The sequence below is a fragment of the Arenibacter sp. P308M17 genome, assembly GCF_003426735.1.
Lineage (GTDB): Bacteria > Bacteroidota > Bacteroidia > Flavobacteriales > Flavobacteriaceae > Arenibacter.
The window spans coordinates 18610-35324 of record NZ_QVON01000004.1 but is presented as its reverse complement, the minus strand read 5'-3'; the positions used below and the strand labels follow the sequence as shown (position 1 = coordinate 35324).

At 41.2% G+C, this 16715-nt stretch carries 16 protein-coding genes, 5 tRNA genes and 1 pseudogene; 21 read left to right on the top strand and 1 reads right to left on the bottom strand.

Annotated features, from left to right (window positions below):
- The first annotated feature begins 2 nt into the window (after positions 1 to 2).
- The 6 genes and pseudogenes from D0S24_RS10890 (at position 3) to rpsU (ending at position 5762) form a co-directional block, all read left to right on the top strand.
- Complete coding sequence (locus tag D0S24_RS10890; RefSeq protein WP_117019909.1) at positions 3 to 230, top strand: PspC domain-containing protein; 228 nt, start codon at positions 3 to 5, stop codon at positions 228 to 230.
- A gap of 2 nt (positions 231 to 232) precedes the next feature.
- Positions 233 to 1236: pseudogene (locus D0S24_RS10885) on the top strand (potassium channel family protein).
- Between the two features lie 97 nt (positions 1237 to 1333).
- Entirely contained in the window at positions 1334 to 3400 is a 2067-nt protein-coding gene (locus D0S24_RS10880) for an amino acid carrier protein (RefSeq protein ID WP_117019908.1), read from the top strand.
- A 10-nt stretch (positions 3401 to 3410) separates the two neighbouring features.
- Positions 3411 to 4322: a helix-hairpin-helix domain-containing protein gene (locus tag D0S24_RS10875; protein ID WP_117019907.1), complete on the top strand. Its 912-nt coding sequence runs from the start codon at positions 3411 to 3413 to the stop codon at positions 4320 to 4322.
- Between the two features lie 37 nt (positions 4323 to 4359).
- A complete protein-coding gene (locus tag D0S24_RS10870) occupies positions 4360 to 5499 on the top strand; it encodes an acyl-CoA dehydrogenase family protein (protein WP_117020227.1) in 1140 nt (379 codons plus the stop codon).
- A gap of 68 nt (positions 5500 to 5567) precedes the next feature.
- Positions 5568 to 5762 (top strand): 30S ribosomal protein S21, encoded by a 195-nt coding sequence (gene rpsU / locus D0S24_RS10865; RefSeq protein WP_031444836.1) that lies wholly within the window; start codon positions 5568 to 5570, stop codon positions 5760 to 5762.
- Between the two features lie 142 nt (positions 5763 to 5904).
- Here the strand turns inward: rpsU and D0S24_RS21335 are convergent, their stop codons facing one another.
- Entirely contained in the window at positions 5905 to 6027 is a 123-nt protein-coding gene (locus D0S24_RS21335; RefSeq protein WP_258922830.1) for a hypothetical protein, read from the bottom strand.
- 230 nt (positions 6028 to 6257) lie between these two features.
- Here D0S24_RS21335 and D0S24_RS10860 point away from each other — a divergent pair, with 230 nt between their 5' ends.
- The 15 genes from D0S24_RS10860 to rpoB all read left to right on the top strand — a co-directional run bounded on the left by D0S24_RS10860 (position 6258) and on the right by rpoB (position 16688).
- Positions 6258 to 7151 (top strand): tyrosine-type recombinase/integrase, encoded by an 894-nt coding sequence (locus D0S24_RS10860; RefSeq protein WP_117019906.1) that lies wholly within the window; start codon positions 6258 to 6260, stop codon positions 7149 to 7151.
- 40 nt (positions 7152 to 7191) lie between these two features.
- Entirely contained in the window at positions 7192 to 7494 is a 303-nt protein-coding gene (gene hpf, locus D0S24_RS10855; RefSeq protein WP_031444834.1) for a ribosome hibernation-promoting factor, HPF/YfiA family, read from the top strand.
- 98 nt (positions 7495 to 7592) lie between these two features.
- Positions 7593 to 7669, top strand: a tRNA-Thr gene (locus D0S24_RS10850).
- 162 nt (positions 7670 to 7831) lie between these two features.
- Positions 7832 to 7913: transfer RNA gene (locus D0S24_RS10845), tRNA-Tyr, on the top strand.
- A gap of 90 nt (positions 7914 to 8003) precedes the next feature.
- Positions 8004 to 8076: transfer RNA gene (locus D0S24_RS10840), tRNA-Gly, on the top strand.
- 177 nt (positions 8077 to 8253) lie between these two features.
- Positions 8254 to 8325, top strand: a tRNA-Thr gene (locus tag D0S24_RS10835).
- 54 nt (positions 8326 to 8379) lie between these two features.
- Positions 8380 to 9567 (top strand): elongation factor Tu, encoded by a 1188-nt coding sequence (gene tuf, locus D0S24_RS10830; protein ID WP_117019905.1) that lies wholly within the window; start codon positions 8380 to 8382, stop codon positions 9565 to 9567.
- 70 nt (positions 9568 to 9637) lie between these two features.
- Positions 9638 to 9710 (top strand) — tRNA-Trp (locus tag D0S24_RS10825).
- A 92-nt stretch (positions 9711 to 9802) separates the two neighbouring features.
- The gene (gene secE / locus D0S24_RS10820) at positions 9803 to 9991 is read left to right on the top strand and encodes a preprotein translocase subunit SecE (protein WP_117019904.1); all 189 of its coding nucleotides are present in this window, start codon (positions 9803 to 9805) and stop codon (positions 9989 to 9991) included.
- Between the two features lie 10 nt (positions 9992 to 10001).
- Positions 10002 to 10553, top strand: coding sequence for a transcription termination/antitermination protein NusG (gene nusG / locus D0S24_RS10815; protein WP_072863294.1), 552 nt, complete (start codon positions 10002 to 10004; stop codon positions 10551 to 10553).
- Positions 10554 to 10622: 69 nt separating this feature from the next.
- The gene (gene rplK / locus D0S24_RS10810; RefSeq protein ID WP_031444830.1) at positions 10623 to 11060 is read left to right on the top strand and encodes a 50S ribosomal protein L11; all 438 of its coding nucleotides are present in this window, start codon (positions 10623 to 10625) and stop codon (positions 11058 to 11060) included.
- Positions 11061 to 11080: 20 nt separating this feature from the next.
- Complete coding sequence (gene rplA / locus D0S24_RS10805; protein WP_117019903.1) at positions 11081 to 11770, top strand: 50S ribosomal protein L1; 690 nt, start codon at positions 11081 to 11083, stop codon at positions 11768 to 11770.
- A 22-nt stretch (positions 11771 to 11792) separates the two neighbouring features.
- Positions 11793 to 12308: a 50S ribosomal protein L10 gene (gene rplJ / locus D0S24_RS10800; protein ID WP_117019902.1), complete on the top strand. Its 516-nt coding sequence runs from the start codon at positions 11793 to 11795 to the stop codon at positions 12306 to 12308.
- Positions 12309 to 12361: 53 nt separating this feature from the next.
- Complete coding sequence (rplL, locus tag D0S24_RS10795; protein WP_117019901.1) at positions 12362 to 12742, top strand: 50S ribosomal protein L7/L12; 381 nt, start codon at positions 12362 to 12364, stop codon at positions 12740 to 12742.
- Positions 12743 to 12878: 136 nt separating this feature from the next.
- Positions 12879 to 16688, top strand: coding sequence for a DNA-directed RNA polymerase subunit beta (rpoB, locus tag D0S24_RS10790; protein ID WP_117019900.1), 3810 nt, complete (start codon positions 12879 to 12881; stop codon positions 16686 to 16688).
- Positions 16689 to 16715 lie beyond the last annotated feature (27 nt).

The following is a 16715-nucleotide window of genomic DNA, read 5'->3' as shown; positions in this document are numbered from 1 at the left end:
GCATGAACATTTTCTATACGTTACTTTATTATTTTCAGAAAAGGGGATTTGAGGTCTGTAGGCGAATAGCCGAGCGGTTGGGCATTCGTACCAGGGTAGTTCGTACATCCTTTATATATCTGACTTTTGTTACCTTGGGCTTTGGTTTTGCCCTTTATTTGTTCATGGCTTTTTGGCTAAGGATAAAGGATTTGGTATACACCAAAAGAACTTCTGTTTTTGATCTTTAAGTATGATTGGACTTTTTCGCTCCAGAATGTTTTTGGCACTGGCTTTGTTGGTCGTGGTCCTGTTGTTCGGGGTTTTTGGATATAGATTCCTTTTGGACTATACTTGGATCGATACTTTTTATATGACCATTATTACGATTACCACCGTTGGTTTTTCCGAGGTGCGTCCTTTGGATTCGGAGGCCAAAATATTTACAGTCGTTTTAATTATAACTAGTGTATTTGTATTTGCATTCGCAATTTCGGTAATAACCGAATTTATCCTAAACCGAAATTCGCTACAACTTCTAAAGAAAAAAAAGGTGAAAAATAAAATCAGTAGTTTAAACAAACATGTAATTATTTGCGGTTTTGGCCGAAATGGTAATCAGGCTGCGGAAAGATTAAAGGCTTACAACCGACCCTTTGTGGTCATCGAAAAAAATAGGGAAGTCATAGAAAAGTTTGAGAAAGGGATCCTGTTTGTTGAGGGTGATGCCAATGAAGATGATACCCTGATTGAAGCTGGAATAGATCGGGCACAATACCTAATTACCTCATTGCCCGATGATGCTGCCAATCTTTTTGTGGTACTCTCTGCCAGACAATTGAACAAAAACCTGTTTATTATCAGTAGGGCTTCCCAATTAACGTCCCAAAAGAAATTAAGACTAGCGGGCGCGGACAAGGTAATTATGCCAGATAGGATAGGAGGGATATGGCCTCCTCGGTGGTCATACCAGACCTTATTACCTTTATGGACAAGCTTTCAACTGAAGGGGAGAATACTACCAATTTGGAAGAGGTAACCATAGAAAGTTATATGACCAGTATAAACAACCATTCCTTGCGCGATCTGGATTTGAGAAAGAAGACAGGTTGCACTATAATTGGCTATATAGAACCAGATGGCAATTATATAATTAATCCAGAGGCCGATCTAAAATTGCAACCGCAGGGAAAGGTAATAGTATTGGGAAGGCCGGAGCAAATAAAAAAATTAAATGGGATGTTCCACATAGATTGAGTTTATAAACAATTATATTTGATTCCAAGCATTATTTTTAGGATATTGCTGGCATATTAGAAGCCGAACCAACAAAAATTAACTTTTCTAGCTGCTTATGAAGAAATATATATCTTCCATTTTTTTACTTTTTTCGTTTGTATTATTTTCCCAGGAACTTGTTGTAAAAGAGTCCATTTACAATCCTTCGGACAACATCAATAATGGTGTTATTAAATTGGAGGTTGATGGCGGTACCCCGCCCTATCATTACAAGTGGAGCAATCAGAATACCCCAGTAACCGCCAATGAAGCCACTAATCTTACAGAAGGTCTTTCCTATACGGTTACCATTACCGATGCCAATGGGTTGCAGCTTACCAAGCAATACAAAGTGCCTACACAGGCCATTACCGAATTTTTCAATGGGGTCATGACACCTGCGGTAAGTGCCTTGGGATCCGTTCTTTTTTGGGATCCCTTTGCGGCCATTGGTATTTATGACCCCATTGTGTATGCGGATGTGAAGCGTATCGGCATCCCAGGCTGGTCTCCCGAAACAAAGGATAAGTTTATCTTAAAGGAATGGTTGCGGCCCGAAGGACAAAAAGTAAAAGAGGGGGATGATATAGCCATTATTGCCAAAAGTAACGGAACCACCGAAACAATAACGTCGCCCGTTAGTGGCAAATTAAAATATTTGGCCAAGGAAGGTGGGGTAATCTACAATTCCGAGAATTTGGAGCACATAATTGAACAGGGAGCCCATATTTTGGCAGAGATCAAGTACGATGAACCTGTTATTATTACCCATCCCAATGGAGATCCGCAGCAAAAGGCCATTCCATTTATAGTAATATGGTTGGTAATTGGAGCTATATTCTTTACCTTGAGAATGGGCTTTATCAATTTTAGGGGATTTAGGCACTCCATCGATTTGGCGAAAGGCAAATATGATGATCCCGATGCCCCGGGACAAGTAACCCATTTTCAAGCTTTGGCGACGGCCGTTTCCGGAACCGTTGGACTAGGGAATATTGCAGGGGTAGGCGTGGCCGTTTCCTTGGGAGGTGCCGGTGCTACATTTTGGATGATCGTTTGTGGCCTCCTTGGAATGTCCTCTAAATTTGTGGAGTGTACCTTAGGGGTCAAATATCGTAATATACTTCCTGATGGCCGTGTTTTTGGAGGCCCAATGAACTATTTGCGCTATGGCCTGGAGAAAAGGAATTTAAAAGGTTTGGGGAAAGTACTTGCCGGGGTATTTGCCGTATTGGCAGTGGGAGCCTCTTTTGGAGGTGGAAATATGTTTCAGGCCAATCAATCTTTTGAGCAACTTTCCGGCCAATTCCCTGCCTTACAGGGCAATGGGTTTTGGTTTGGAATAATTACTGCAGTGCTGGTAGGGGTTGTAATCATTGGAGGGATCAATAGTATAGCCAACGTAACCGGAAAGGTAGTTCCCATTATGGCTTCTATTTACATTCTGGCGGCCTTAACGGTAATCATCATCAATATCGAAAATATTGGCCCTGCATTTGCGGCCATAGTGGATGGCGCCTTTAGCCCTAGTGCGCTTAAAGGCGGTGTTATTGGGGTTTTGATCGTTGGTTTTCAGAGGGCCGCGTTCTCCAATGAGGCCGGAGTTGGTTCCGCTGCCATAGCACATAGTACGGCCAAGACAAACCATCCGCCTTCGGAAGGATTTGTAGCGCTCTTGGAACCATTTATAGATACGGTGGTGGTATGTACTTTAACAGCCTTGGTATTAATATTTACAGGAATGCACGAAGTGGAGGGAATGGCTGGTGCCCAATTAACCTCTGATGCCTTTGGAAGTGTGCTTTCCTGGTTTCCATATGTACTGGCCTTAGCAGTGTTCCTTTTTGCCTTTTCAACCATGATTTCATGGTCCTACTATGGGATGCGGGCCTGGACCTATCTTTTTGGTAAAAGTAAAAAGGTTGAATTTGTCTATAAAATGTTGTTCCTGGTTTTTGTGGTAGTAGGTGCTTCGGTGAGTTTGGGGGCAGTATTGGATTTTTCGGATATGATGATTTTGGCCATGTCCTTTCCAAATATAATTGGACTATATTTAATGTCCGGGGAGGTTAAAAGAGATCTTGATGACTATCTGGTAAAACTTAAGGCCAATATGCTTTTCAAGAAAATGAAAAAGGCATAAAGTTTAACTCGTGAACAGAAAATTGTTTAAATCCCACTTTAAGTTCAATAAACAGGAGCGAAGTGGGATTTTCTTTTTATTGCTTCCCATAGTTGTTTTTCAGATCGTGTATTTTGTCGTTAAATCTTATCCAGTGGTGGAAACGGCCAATTCCCTAACTGTAGATGGGGAATACCAAGCCGAAATAGATGCCCTAAGAAGCCGTAAAAAACAAAAGGATTCGATTGCCCTGTATCCGTTCAACCCCAATTTTATAACTGATTATAAAGGGTACATTTTGGGGATGTCCCCTGCCGAAATAGACCGTTTGCATGTCTTTAGGGCGGATAACCAATTTGTTAATTCCGTTGAGGAATTTCAAAAGGTAACCTTGGTATCGGACTCCCTATTAAAAAGTCTGAAGCCCTATTTTAAATTTCCCGAATGGACGAAAAATGGGAAAACCGGGTCAACAGTTGGTGTTGGGTCCCATGCTTTAAGGCCTTTGGCGTCCGGGTCCCTTTCAGAAACCAATAATAGTTTTAGGGTCAAGGATCTTAATAGCGCTACCCCGGAAGAATTAAGGGCCGTGAAGGGAATAGGGGATGTTCTGTCCCAACGCATTGTAAAGTTTAGGGACCTTTTGGGAGGTTTTTTGGTGGAGGAACAATTGGGCCACGTCTATGGTCTGGAGCCCGAGGTGGTAGAAAGGGTCCTTCAAGACTTTAGGATTCTGGAAAGCGTGTCCGTAGTAAAAATCAATATTAACCAAGCTTCTCCAAGGGATATCTCAAAACTGGTTTACATAAAATATGAATTGGCAGCACGTATTGTGGCCTATAGGGAAGCCAACGGGGGTATAGCTTCATTTGATGAATTAAAGGAAATCGAAGATTTCCCTTCGGAAAGATTAGATATAATTAAGTTATATTTGCAATTATAAAAAATTGCTAATAATGGTTATCGACACCTTTTCTAAAATGAGTTTTGATTACTCTGAAACTCAACAAATGGTGGCTGCCTCTGCCAAGGAGTTTGCTGAACAATCTATTAGGCCCTATGTAATGGAATGGGATGAAGCACAAACTTTTCCTGTTGAGGTTTTTAAGAAAGCTGGGGAAATGGGTTTTATGGGAGTTTTGGTTCCGGTGGAACTGGGGGGTTCCGGCTTGGGCTATCATGAATATGTGGCCATTATTGAAGAGATCTCCAAAGTAGATCCTTCCATTGGGTTATCATTGGCGGCACATAATTCCTTATGCACCAATCATATCCTTAGTTTTGGAACAGAGGACCAGAAGAAAAAATGGATCCCAAAATTGGCTACTGCCGAATGGATCGGCGCCTGGGGCCTTACGGAACACGATACCGGTTCGGATGCAGGGGGCATGAGCACCACTGCGGTCCGGGAAGGCGGATCCTGGGTTTTAAATGGAGCCAAGAATTTTATCACCCATGGGAAGAGCGGGGATATTGCCGTGGTAATAGTAAGAACAGGGGAGAAAGGGGATAGTCGCGGTATGACCGCCTTTGTAGTGGAAAAGGGAACCCCTGGTTTTAGCAGTGGAAAAAAAGAAAACAAACTCGGAATGAGGGCCAGTGAAACTGCCGAAATGATATTTGATAATTGTAAAATTCCGGACTCAAATAGATTGGGAGGGGTAGGGGAAGGATTTGTACAGTCGATGGTGATATTGGACGGGGGAAGAATTTCCATAGGAGCATTGTCCTTGGGGATTTCCAAGGGTGCTTATGAAGCTGCCTTGAAATATTCAAAAGAGCGGGTACAGTTTGGGAAGCCAATTAGCCAATTTCAAGGTATTTCCTTTAAACTGGCGGACATGGCCACCGAAATTGAAGCTTCGGAATTGCTTTTGCACAAAGCCGCCTATCTTAAAAATGAAGGGCGTAATGTTACCAAATTAGGGGCTATGGCCAAAATGTACGCTTCGGAAGTATGTGTAAAAGTGGCCAATGAGGCAGTGCAAATTCATGGTGGCTATGGGTTTACCAAAGATTTTCCCGTAGAAAAATTCTATAGGGATTCCAAGTTGTGTACTATTGGGGAAGGTACTACCGAGATACAGAAAGTGGTCATTGCAAGAAAAATTTTGGAATAATTATTTGTAATTCATTTTTAAGGCATATATTTGCAGCCTTAATCACAAAAGAGAGGAGGTTATTGCCCATGTTAATAATACCAATAAAAGAAGGAGAAAACATCGATAGAGCTTTAAAGCGTTTCAAGCGTAAGTTCGACAAGACAGGTACAATGAGACAGTTGAGAAAGCGTCAGCAGTTTACCAAGCCATCTGTAGAGAACAGAGCGAAGATTCAAAAAGCTCAATATATTCAAGGTTTAAGGGATAAGGAGGAAATCTAGACCCACTTGAATGTATACAGGATTGAAAAGTTCCACTTGATAGTGGGACTTTTTTGTTTTCTATTCTTATCGTAGGGGTCGTAGGGGTATCTTTTGGATCAGCATCAAAAGTTGTGTGTGAATTGGAAAAAGATAGAATTTTCTATCCCGGATTCATGTCCTGTTCATTTTTTGCATCGCCCAAATGCACGCATTCATGAATACCAAAACCTGTTGGACGGGTCAAAGCCATAGATACTCCATAGATACTCCATAGATAGTCCATAGATAGTCCATAGATAGTCCATAGTTAGTCCGTATATGAAACGGGCATGACCAAAATAGGGGAAAACAGGCTGGACCCACCCCTTTTTGGCGCGCTAAAATAGCTCCGGGATCCCTTGCGGAAAACGGAGCCAAAAAGCAGTGGTTTTATGAAGCTGTTTTTTTTCCATAAGAATATTTGCATAAACATAGTAATTGTTCCTGTTCCTATCTTTTTTGTAACTTTGGAATATGTCCGTAGAAGCATTTATTTCATATTTATCTTTGGAGAAGAACTATTCTCCGCATACTTCAAAAGCCTATCATAACGATATAGTTGAATTTAAGAATTTTTGTGGCCAGCAGTATAACCTTGGGGATATTACCCAAGTATCTTATAACTTGATCAGGAGCTGGATAGTTTCACTGGTAGAAACAGGGGTTTCCAACAGGTCTGTAAATCGCAAAATTGCATCTTTAAAGGCGTATTATAAGTTTCTTCTTGGAGTTGGAATTTTGACAATTAACCCTTTGGCAAAACATAAGGCACTTAAAACTTCAAAGAAAATTGAGATTCCTTTTTCGGAATTGGAAATGGACATCCTCCTTTCCCAAATTCCTTTCGAGAACAATTTTGAAGGTAAGCGGGACAAGTTGATTATAGAATTGTTATATACTACCGGAATTAGACGTGCAGAGCTCATCGGCCTTAAGGTCAAGGATGTGGATTATGGGGCCATGACGATAAAAGTGTTGGGAAAGAGAAATAAGGAAAGGATCGTTCCCCTCTTACAGGCAACTAAGGAATTGTTTTTGGACTATCTTCCTGAACGCAATGCGTTGAAAACAATTGAGGATGAAGCGTATATTTTTCTCTCGGGCAAGGGCAATAAAATGTACGAAACGCTTGTTTATAGAATTATAAATAGGTACCTTAGTTTAGTGTCGGCCAAGGTAAAAAGGAGTCCGCATATTTTAAGGCACACCTTTGCCACCCATTTGCTAAACCAGGGGGCGGATTTAAATTCCGTAAAGGAGCTATTGGGGCATTCCAGTTTGGCATCAACGCAGGTGTATACCCACAATAGTATTGCGGAATTAAAGAAGGTACATTTCTCCGCCCATCCTAGAAGTAAGAAATACTAAGTTCTTTATCCAAATGTTTAACTTTTTAAAACTTCATTCTATGAAAGTAAATGCACAATCGGTGAATTTCACTGCAGACGGAAAGCTTATTGACTTTATTCAGGCAAGATTGAATAAAATGGAACTGTTTTATGACAAGGTAATTAGTTCCGATGTATATCTAAAGGTAGAAAACACAAGTGCCAAAGAAAATAAAATCGTGGAAATCAAGGTATTGGTACCGAAAGACAAGTTTGTAGTAAAAAAACAATGCAAGTCCTTTGAAGAAGCTGTGGACACGGCATGTAGTTCCTTGGAAAGAAAGTTGGTTAAGCGAAAGGAAAAAATAAGATTAAATGCTTAAAAAAATTATCAAAAAATGTTTTGATTAAATAAATAAATATCTACATTTGCAGTCCGTTAGAAATAGCGGACTTTTTTTTGACGAAAAAAGTGGTAAAAGCCGATGTAGCTCAGCTGGCTAGAGCAGCTGATTTGTAATCAGCAGGTCGTGGGTTCGAGTCCCTCTATCGGCTCCAAAAAACAGAAATAGGTTTTGTTTTTGTTTGTGTTTTGAAATAGGGTCGGAAAGCGTCAGGGACGAGAAGTTTATCCCGAGCGAAGTCGAGGGGAGTACCTCTATCGGCTCCAAAAAAAACAGGAAAATATTTATTTTTCTTAGGTTCTTTAAAATATGGATTGGGGAGATACTCAAGCGGCCAACGAGGGCAGACTGTAAATCTGCTGACTACGTCTTCGCAGGTTCGAATCCTGCTCTCCCCACAAAAGACTTTAATTGGTCTTTGTGTGAAATACAAAAGTTTTTTTTGAAATAATGAAATTAATTTTTAGGTTTGCCTAAAAATTATAAAAGCGGGAGTAGCTCAGTTGGTAGAGCGTCAGCCTTCCAAGCTGAATGTCGCCGGTTCGAACCCGGTCTCCCGCTCTAAATTTTAAAAGCAAAAGCTCCTTTGATGGGGCTTTGTGCGATTAGAATGAAATGGACAAGATCTGGTATCCTGTCCTGAGCGACGCCGAGGGTAAACTTCGTCAATGCTCTTAAACTTTGGGTATAGGGTTATAATTTTGGATTGGGCCTTGCCCAATACTTAAAATTAAAGATGCCGGTGTAGCTCAGGGGTAGAGCGTTTCCTTGGTAAGGAAGAGGTCATGAGTTCAAATCTCATCATTGGCTCAATTAAGGCATTATTTGTACACTAATATAAACTAAGAATTAAAATTAACAAACATGGCAAAGGCAACATTTGATCGTTCCAAACCGCATTTAAATATAGGTACTATTGGACACGTGGATCACGGTAAAACTACATTGACTGCTGCGATTACTACAGTATTGGCAAACGCAGGACTTTCTGAAATGAGAAGTTTCGATTCTATCGATAACGCTCCTGAGGAAAAGGAAAGAGGTATTACGATTAATACTTCACACGTAGAATATTCTACCGCGAACCGTCACTATGCTCACGTGGATTGTCCGGGTCACGCGGATTACGTTAAGAACATGGTAACAGGTGCTGCCCAAATGGACGGTGCTATATTAGTTGTTGCTGCTACTGATGGTCCTATGCCACAAACCCGCGAGCACATCCTATTGGGTCGTCAGGTAGGTATTCCAAGAATCGTTGTTTTCTTGAATAAAGTGGATATGGTTGATGATGAGGAGCTTTTGGAGCTTGTTGAAATGGAAGTAAGGGAATTGCTTTCTTTCTACGAATATGATGGTGACAATGGTCCCGTTATTTCCGGTTCGGCTTTGGGTGCCCTTAACGGGGAACAAAAATGGGTCGATACCGTAATGGAATTGATGGATGCCGTTGATAGCTGGATCGAATTGCCGACAAGGGATGTTGACAAGCCTTTCTTGATGCCTGTTGAAGATGTATTTACCATTACAGGTCGTGGAACCGTTGCTACTGGTCGTATTGAAACTGGAGTTGCAAATACAGGAGATCCTGTTGAGATCATTGGTATGGGTGCTGAGAAATTAAACTCTACCATTACCGGGGTTGAGATGTTCCGTAAGATATTGGATAGGGGAGAAGCTGGTGATAACGTTGGTATTCTTTTGAGAGGTATTGAAAAATCCCAAATAAAAAGAGGAATGGTAATCTGTAAGCCAGGTTCCGTTAAGCCGCACGCCAAATTTGAGGCCGAGGTATATATCCTTAAAAAAGAAGAAGGTGGGCGTCATACCCCGTTCCATAACAACTACCGTCCACAGTTCTATGTGAGAACTACGGATGTTACCGGAACTATCAATCTTCCTAGTGGGGTTGAGATGGTTATGCCTGGGGATAACCTTACTATTATTGTTGATTTGTTGTCTCCAATTGCACTAAGTGAAGGTTTGCGTTTTGCTATCCGTGAAGGTGGTAGAACAGTTGGTGCAGGTCAGGTTACAAAAATATTGGATTAATATTTAATATAGTATTTGTTTACATTGAGGGTGTCTTGCTAAAGCGGGATACCTTTCAATGTAAATATAAACGGGTGTAGCTCAGTTGGTAGAGCACTGGTCTCCAAAACCAGGTGTCGGGAGTTCGAGCCTCTCCGCCCGTGCAGATTACAATGGGTTCTTTTCTGATTGGGATAATGTCGTCAGTATTTTTTTAAGGCCTTTTTTATAGTTAAGAAAATAAATATTTCGCAGCATGATTACATATATTAGAGAATCTATTGACGAACTAAGGAATAACGTTACTTTACCTTCTAGGGCGGAGTCTTCCAACTTGATGGTGATCGTTGCGGTATTTTCCATAATTTTTGCGCTTGCGACCTGGGGTGTTGATAGTTTGTTTGGTAAGTTGATACAACTGTATTTCAATAACATAATCAATTAAGTAGCACTGTATGTCGGAAGTATTGGATAAGAAATGGTATGTTGTTAGGGCTGTAAGTGGTCAGGAGAACAAAATTAAGGGTTATATAGAGGCGGAAGTTGCCAGACTTGGTTTTGAGGACTACTTGGAAGAGGTTCTTGTTCCTACTGAAAAAGTGGTGCAAATAAGGAACGGTAAAAAGATCAATAAGGAGCGTGTTTACTTTCCCGGATATATTATGATCAAAGCCAACCTTGGAGGCGAAATGATTCATATTATCCGTTCCATTACCAATGTTATTGGGTTTTTGGGAGAGACCAAAGGCGGGGATCCCGTTCCCTTAAGGAAGTCCGAAGTGAACAGGATGTTGGGTAAAGTGGATGAATTGGCCGTTAAGACAGATAGTGTGGCCATACCTTTTGTGTTTGGGGAAACCGTAAAGGTTATAGACGGACCGTTCAATGGTTTTAATGGAACCGTAGAAAAGATCAATGAAGAAAAGCGTAAACTGGAAGTAATGGTGAAAATTTTCGGAAGAAAAACACCTTTGGAGCTTAGTTATATGCAAGTAGAAAAAGTTTAATAAGAACTGTTACATAGATAAAAGAAGTGTTGCTTCCAAATTAACACTCTTTAATTTTAATTTTAAACAATGGCAAAAGAAGTAAGTAAAGTAGTTAAACTACAGGTTAGGGGAGGTGCAGCGAATCCATCGCCACCGGTTGGACCCGCTTTAGGTGCTGCCGGGGTCAACATTATGGAGTTCTGTAAGCAATTCAATGCGCGTACGCAGGACAAACCGGGCAAAGTATTGCCAGTGGCGATCACGGTTTACAAAGACAAGTCGTTCGACTTCGTTGTAAAGACACCGCCGGCGGCAGTTCAATTGATGGAAGCGGCTAAGATTAAAAAGGGATCTGGCGAGCCTAACAGAAACAAGGTGGCAAGTGTATCTTGGGACCAGATCAAGTTGATCGCTGAAGACAAAATGGTAGATCTTAATGCCTTTACGGTAGAATCCGCAATGAGTATGGTTGCAGGTACGGCAAGATCTATGGGTTTAAAAGTGGCGGGCAATAGACCTTTTTAAAATCTTAAAAGCAATTTAGAATGGCAAAATTAACAAAGAAGCAAAAAGAGGCCCACAGCAAAATAGATAAAAACAAACTCTATTCTGTTGAAGAGGCATCTGCTTTAGTAAAAGAGATAACCAGTACAAAATTCGATGCATCCGTTGAATTGGCGGTGCGCTTGGGCGTCGATCCAAGAAAAGCCAATCAAATGGTCCGTGGTGTTGTTACACTTCCCCATGGTACCGGTAAAGATGTTAAGGTTTTGGCTTTGGTAACACCGGACAAAGAAGCCGAAGCTAAGGAAGCTGGAGCAGATTATGTGGGGTTGGACGAATATTTGGATAAAATTAAGAACGGTTGGACCGATGTTGATGTAATCATCACCATGCCAAGTGTTATGGGTAAGCTGGGTCCTTTAGGTAGGGTCTTGGGGCCAAGAGGTCTTATGCCGAACCCAAAAACAGGTACGGTTACTATGGATGTTGCCAAAGCTGTGGCCGAGGTAAAAGCCGGTAAGATCGATTTTAAAGTGGATAAAACAGGAATTGTGCATGCTGCTATCGGGAAAGTTTCTTTCTCAACGGATAAAATTGTGGATAATGCAAACGAACTGTTGGATACATTGATAAAATTAAAGCCAACTGCAGCCAAGGGAGTATATGTAAAAACTATCTATATGTCCAGTACCATGAGTCCTAGTGTTGCATTGGATCCAAAAGCAGTTTAACTGGTAGTTGAAAATTTTTATTATGACAAGAGAAGAAAAATTAAATGTTATACAAGATTTAACTGCGCAGTTAGGGGATAGCTCCACTATATATTTGGCCGACATTTCCGGAATGAATGCAGAAACCACTTCCGCATTGAGAAGGGCTTGTTACAAGGCCGATATAAAACTTGCAGTAGTTAAGAATACCTTGCTTGCAAAAGCAATGGAGGCCTCGGATAAGGATTTCGGTGAACTTCCAACAGTATTGAAGGGGAATACCTCTTTAATGTTTTCGGAAACCGGAAATGCCCCTGCAAAGCTGATCAAGACTTTTAGGAAAAAGTCGAACCAGCCTTTGTTGAAGGGAGCATATATTGCCGAAGCAATTTATGTTGGTGATGATCAATTGGATGCCTTGGAAAGCATTAAGTCTAAAGAAGAAATGGTTGGAGAAATTATCGGATTGTTACAATCCCCGGCCAAAAATGTTATTTCTGGACTTAAATCCGGTGGGGGTAAACTTGCTGGAATCCTTAAGACATTATCAGAAAGATAATATGTACGCACTAAAAACAATTATATTTTAAAATTTTATTAAACGATAGAAAAATGGCAGATTTAAAAGATTTCGCAGAACAATTGGTTAACCTTACAGTAAAGGAAGTAAATGAGTTGGCCAATATATTAAAAGAAGAATACGGTATAGAGCCTGCAGCTGCTGCAGTTGCTGTTGCTGCTGGTGGCGGTGCTGCCGATAGTGGTGAAGCTGTTGAGGAAAAATCAGAATTCGATGTTATATTGAAAGCAGCTGGTGCTTCCAAATTGGCAGTGGTTAAATTGGTTAAGGAATTAACCGGTTTAGGATTGAAAGATGCCAAGGACATCGTTGATAGTGCACCTAAGGCCGTTAAGGAAGGTGTTTCTAAAGACGAAGCTGAAGGAATCAAAAAATCTTTGGAAGAAGCAGGAGCGGAAGTTGAGCTTAAATAATAGCAACAACAACCATTATTATTTTGGTTTAGGTCTTTCCGCTTTTTGTGGCTAGACCTAAGCCTTTTTATACATACAGTGTATAATGGCGTACACTACCCAATTATAGTATTCACGATCAAAATTTTGTCCATAGATGTTCACAAATCAGACTGAAAGAATAAGTTTCGCATCCGCTAAGAACACGCCGAATTATCCGGATTTCTTGGACATTCAGATTAAATCATTTCAAGATTTTTTCCAGCTTGAAACCAAATCTGACGAAAGGGGCAATGAAGGGTTGTACAACACCTTCATGGAAAACTTTCCCATTACAGACACAAGGAACCAGTTCGTATTAGAATTTTTAGATTATTTCATTGATCCACCGAGATATTCCATTCAAGAATGTATAGAGCGTGGACTAACTTATAGTGTTCCATTAAAAGCAAGATTAAAATTATATTGTACGGATCCCGAGCATGAGGATTTCGAGACCATAGTACAGGATGTGTACTTGGGGACCATTCCTTATATGACCCCTAGCGGTACCTTTGTCATCAACGGTGCGGAACGTGTTGTTGTTTCCCAATTACACCGTTCTCCCGGGGTTTTCTTTGGTCAATCCTTCCACGCCAACGGAACTAAATTGTATTCTGCCAGGGTTATTCCATTTAAAGGTTCCTGGATAGAATTTGCAACGGATATCAATGGTGTAATGTACGCCTATATCGATAGAAAGAAAAAATTACCGGTTACTACCTTGTTCAGGGCTATTGGCTTTGAAAGGGATAAGGATATTTTGGAGATATTCGACCTCTCGGAAGAGGTCAAAGTTTCCAATACCGGTCTAAAAAAAGTATTGGGCCGTAAATTGGCGGCCAGGGTTTTGAATACATGGCATGAGGATTTTGTGGATGAGGATACTGGCGAAGTGGTATCTATTGAGAGAAATGAGATTATCCTGGACCGTGATACTATATTGGAAAAAGATCACATAAACGAGATTTTGGAAGCTGATGTGAAGACTATTCTTTTGCACAAAGAGAACAATGCACAAAGCGATTATGCCATTATCCATAACACCCTTCAAAAAGACCCAACAAACTCTGAAAAAGAGGCTGTTGAACATATTTATCGTCAATTGCGTAATGCCGAACCACCGGATGAGGAGACAGCGCGTGGTATTATAGATAAATTGTTCTTCTCCGATCAACGGTATAACCTTGGTGAGGTTGGACGTTATAGGATGAACAAAAAATTGGGCTTGGATATTGGAATGGACAAACAGGTCCTGACCAAGGAAGATATCATTACCATCATTAAATATTTGATCGAACTGATCAACTCAAAAGCTGAAATAGATGATATTGACCACCTTTCCAACCGTAGGGTAAGGACAGTGGGGGAACAATTGTCCCAGCAATTTGGTGTTGGTCTGGCACGTATGGCCAGAACAATTCGTGAACGTATGAACGTACGTGACAACGAAGTGTTTACCCCGATAGACTTGATCAACGCCAAGACTTTGTCTTCTGTGATCAACTCTTTCTTTGGTACCAACCAGTTATCACAGTTTATGGATCAAACAAATCCATTGGCCGAGATTACACATAAAAGAAGATTGTCGGCATTGGGACCAGGTGGACTTTCCAGGGAAAGGGCCGGGTTTGAGGTACGTGACGTGCATTATACGCACTACGGCAGACTTTGTCCTATAGAAACCCCGGAAGGACCTAATATTGGATTGATCTCATCACTTTCGGTATTTGCCAAGGTCAACCCAATGGGCTTCCTCGAAACACCATATCGCAAGGTGGATAACGGTACGGTAAATATCAATGATTTTACCTACTTGAGTGCGGAGGAAGAGGAAGGAATGAAAATTGCCCAGGCAAACATTCCCATGGATGAAAAAGGAACAATAACTGCAGAAAAGGTAATTGCAAGGGATGAAGGGGATTTTCCAGTAGTGGATCCCTCGGAAATTCATTATACGGATGTTGCGCCCAACCAGATAGCTTCCATTTCGGCATCTTTGATTCCATTTTTGGAACACGATGATGCCAACAGGGCCTTGATGGGATCTAACATGATGCGGCAGGCAGTTCCATTATTAAAACCGGAATCCCCGATTGTAGGTACAGGTTTGGAGCGTCAGGTAGCGTCAGATTCAAGGGTGTTGATCAATGCAGAAGGGGATGGTGTCATAGAATATGTGGACTCCCAAAAAATCACTATTAAATACGACCGTACCGAAGAGCAAAGATTGGTAAGTTTTGAAGAGGATTCCAAAACATATGAGTTGGTCAAGTTCAGAAAAACAAACCAAGGGACAAGTATTAATCTTAAACCAATTGTTAAAAAGGGATATAAGGTTAAAAAAGGACAGGTACTTTGTGAAGGGTACGCAACCGAGAATGGTGAATTGGCCCTTGGAAGAAACTTGGTAGTAGCATTTATGCCCTGGAAAGGATATAACTTTGAGGATGCGATCGTAATTTCTGAAAAAGTGGTTCGCGAGGATATTTTTACATCCATCCATGTTGATGAGTACGCCTTGGAGGTCAGGGATACCAAATTGGGAGCTGAGGAATTGACCAATGATATTCCCAATGTTTCCGAGGAAGCTACAAAAGATTTGGATGAATACGGAATGATCCGTATTGGTGCCGAAGTTAAACCTGGAGATATTCTGATAGGCAAGATCACACCAAAAGGAGAGTCCGATCCTACTCCTGAAGAGAAATTGTTACGCGCCATATTTGGAGACAAGGCCGGGGATGTAAAAGATGCATCCTTAAAGGCGTCCCCATCACTTAGAGGGGTCGTTATAGACAAGAAATTGTTCTCAAGATCTGTTAAGGATAAGCGTAAGCGTTCCGAGGACAAGGAAGAACTTTCCAAATTGGAATTGGAATACGAAGTAAAGTTCCAGCAGTTGAAAGATGTATTGGTTGAAAAACTATTTACATTGGTCAACGGCAAAACCTCCCAAGGGGTATTGAACGATCTTGGGGAAGAAGTGTTGCCAAAAGGGAAGAAGTACACCATGAAAATGTTGAACGCGGTTGATGATTTTGCCCATTTGGTTGGTGGAAGTTGGACAACTGACAAGGATAGCAATAGCATGGTAACCGATCTTTTGCATAATTATAAGATAAAGCTGAACGACCTTCAAGGTAACCTAAGAAGGGACAAGTTCACTATTTCTGTAGGGGATGAATTACCTGCCGGTATCATGAAATTGGCCAAAGTTTATATTGCTAAAAAGCGTAAACTCAAGGTGGGCGATAAAATGGCAGGTCGTCACGGAAACAAAGGTATCGTTTCCAGAATTGTGCGCCATGAGGACATGCCGTTCCTAGAGGATGGAACACCTGTGGATATCGTATTGAATCCGTTAGGGGTGCCTTCCCGTATGAACATCGGACAGATATATGAAACAGTTTTAGGATGGGCCGGATTAAAGTTAGGGAAGAAGTATGCGACCCCAATTTTTGATGGTGCTACCTTGGATGAAATCAATGCCTATACCGATGAAGCCGGTATTCCAAGATTTGGACATACCTATCTTTACGATGGCGGTACCGGTCAGCGTTTTGATCAGCCGGCGACCGTTGGGGTTATCTATATGTTGAAATTGGGACATATGGTGGACGATAAGATGCATGCCCGTTCCATTGGGCCGTACTCACTTATTACTCAGCAACCGTTGGGTGGTAAGGCTCAATTTGGAGGACAGCGATTTGGAGAGATGGAAGTTTGGGCACTGGAAGCATATGGTGCCTCTGCAACACTACGCGAAATATTGACCGTTAAATCGGATGATGTTATAGGTAGGGCCAAGACATATGAGTCTATCGTGAAGGGAGAGACCATGCCTGAACCTGGTTTGCCAGAATCTTTCAATGTATTAATGCACGAACTTAAGGGATTAGGTTTGGATATTAGATTGGAAGAATAACAAGGATTGGTTTTGAACACTATTCCT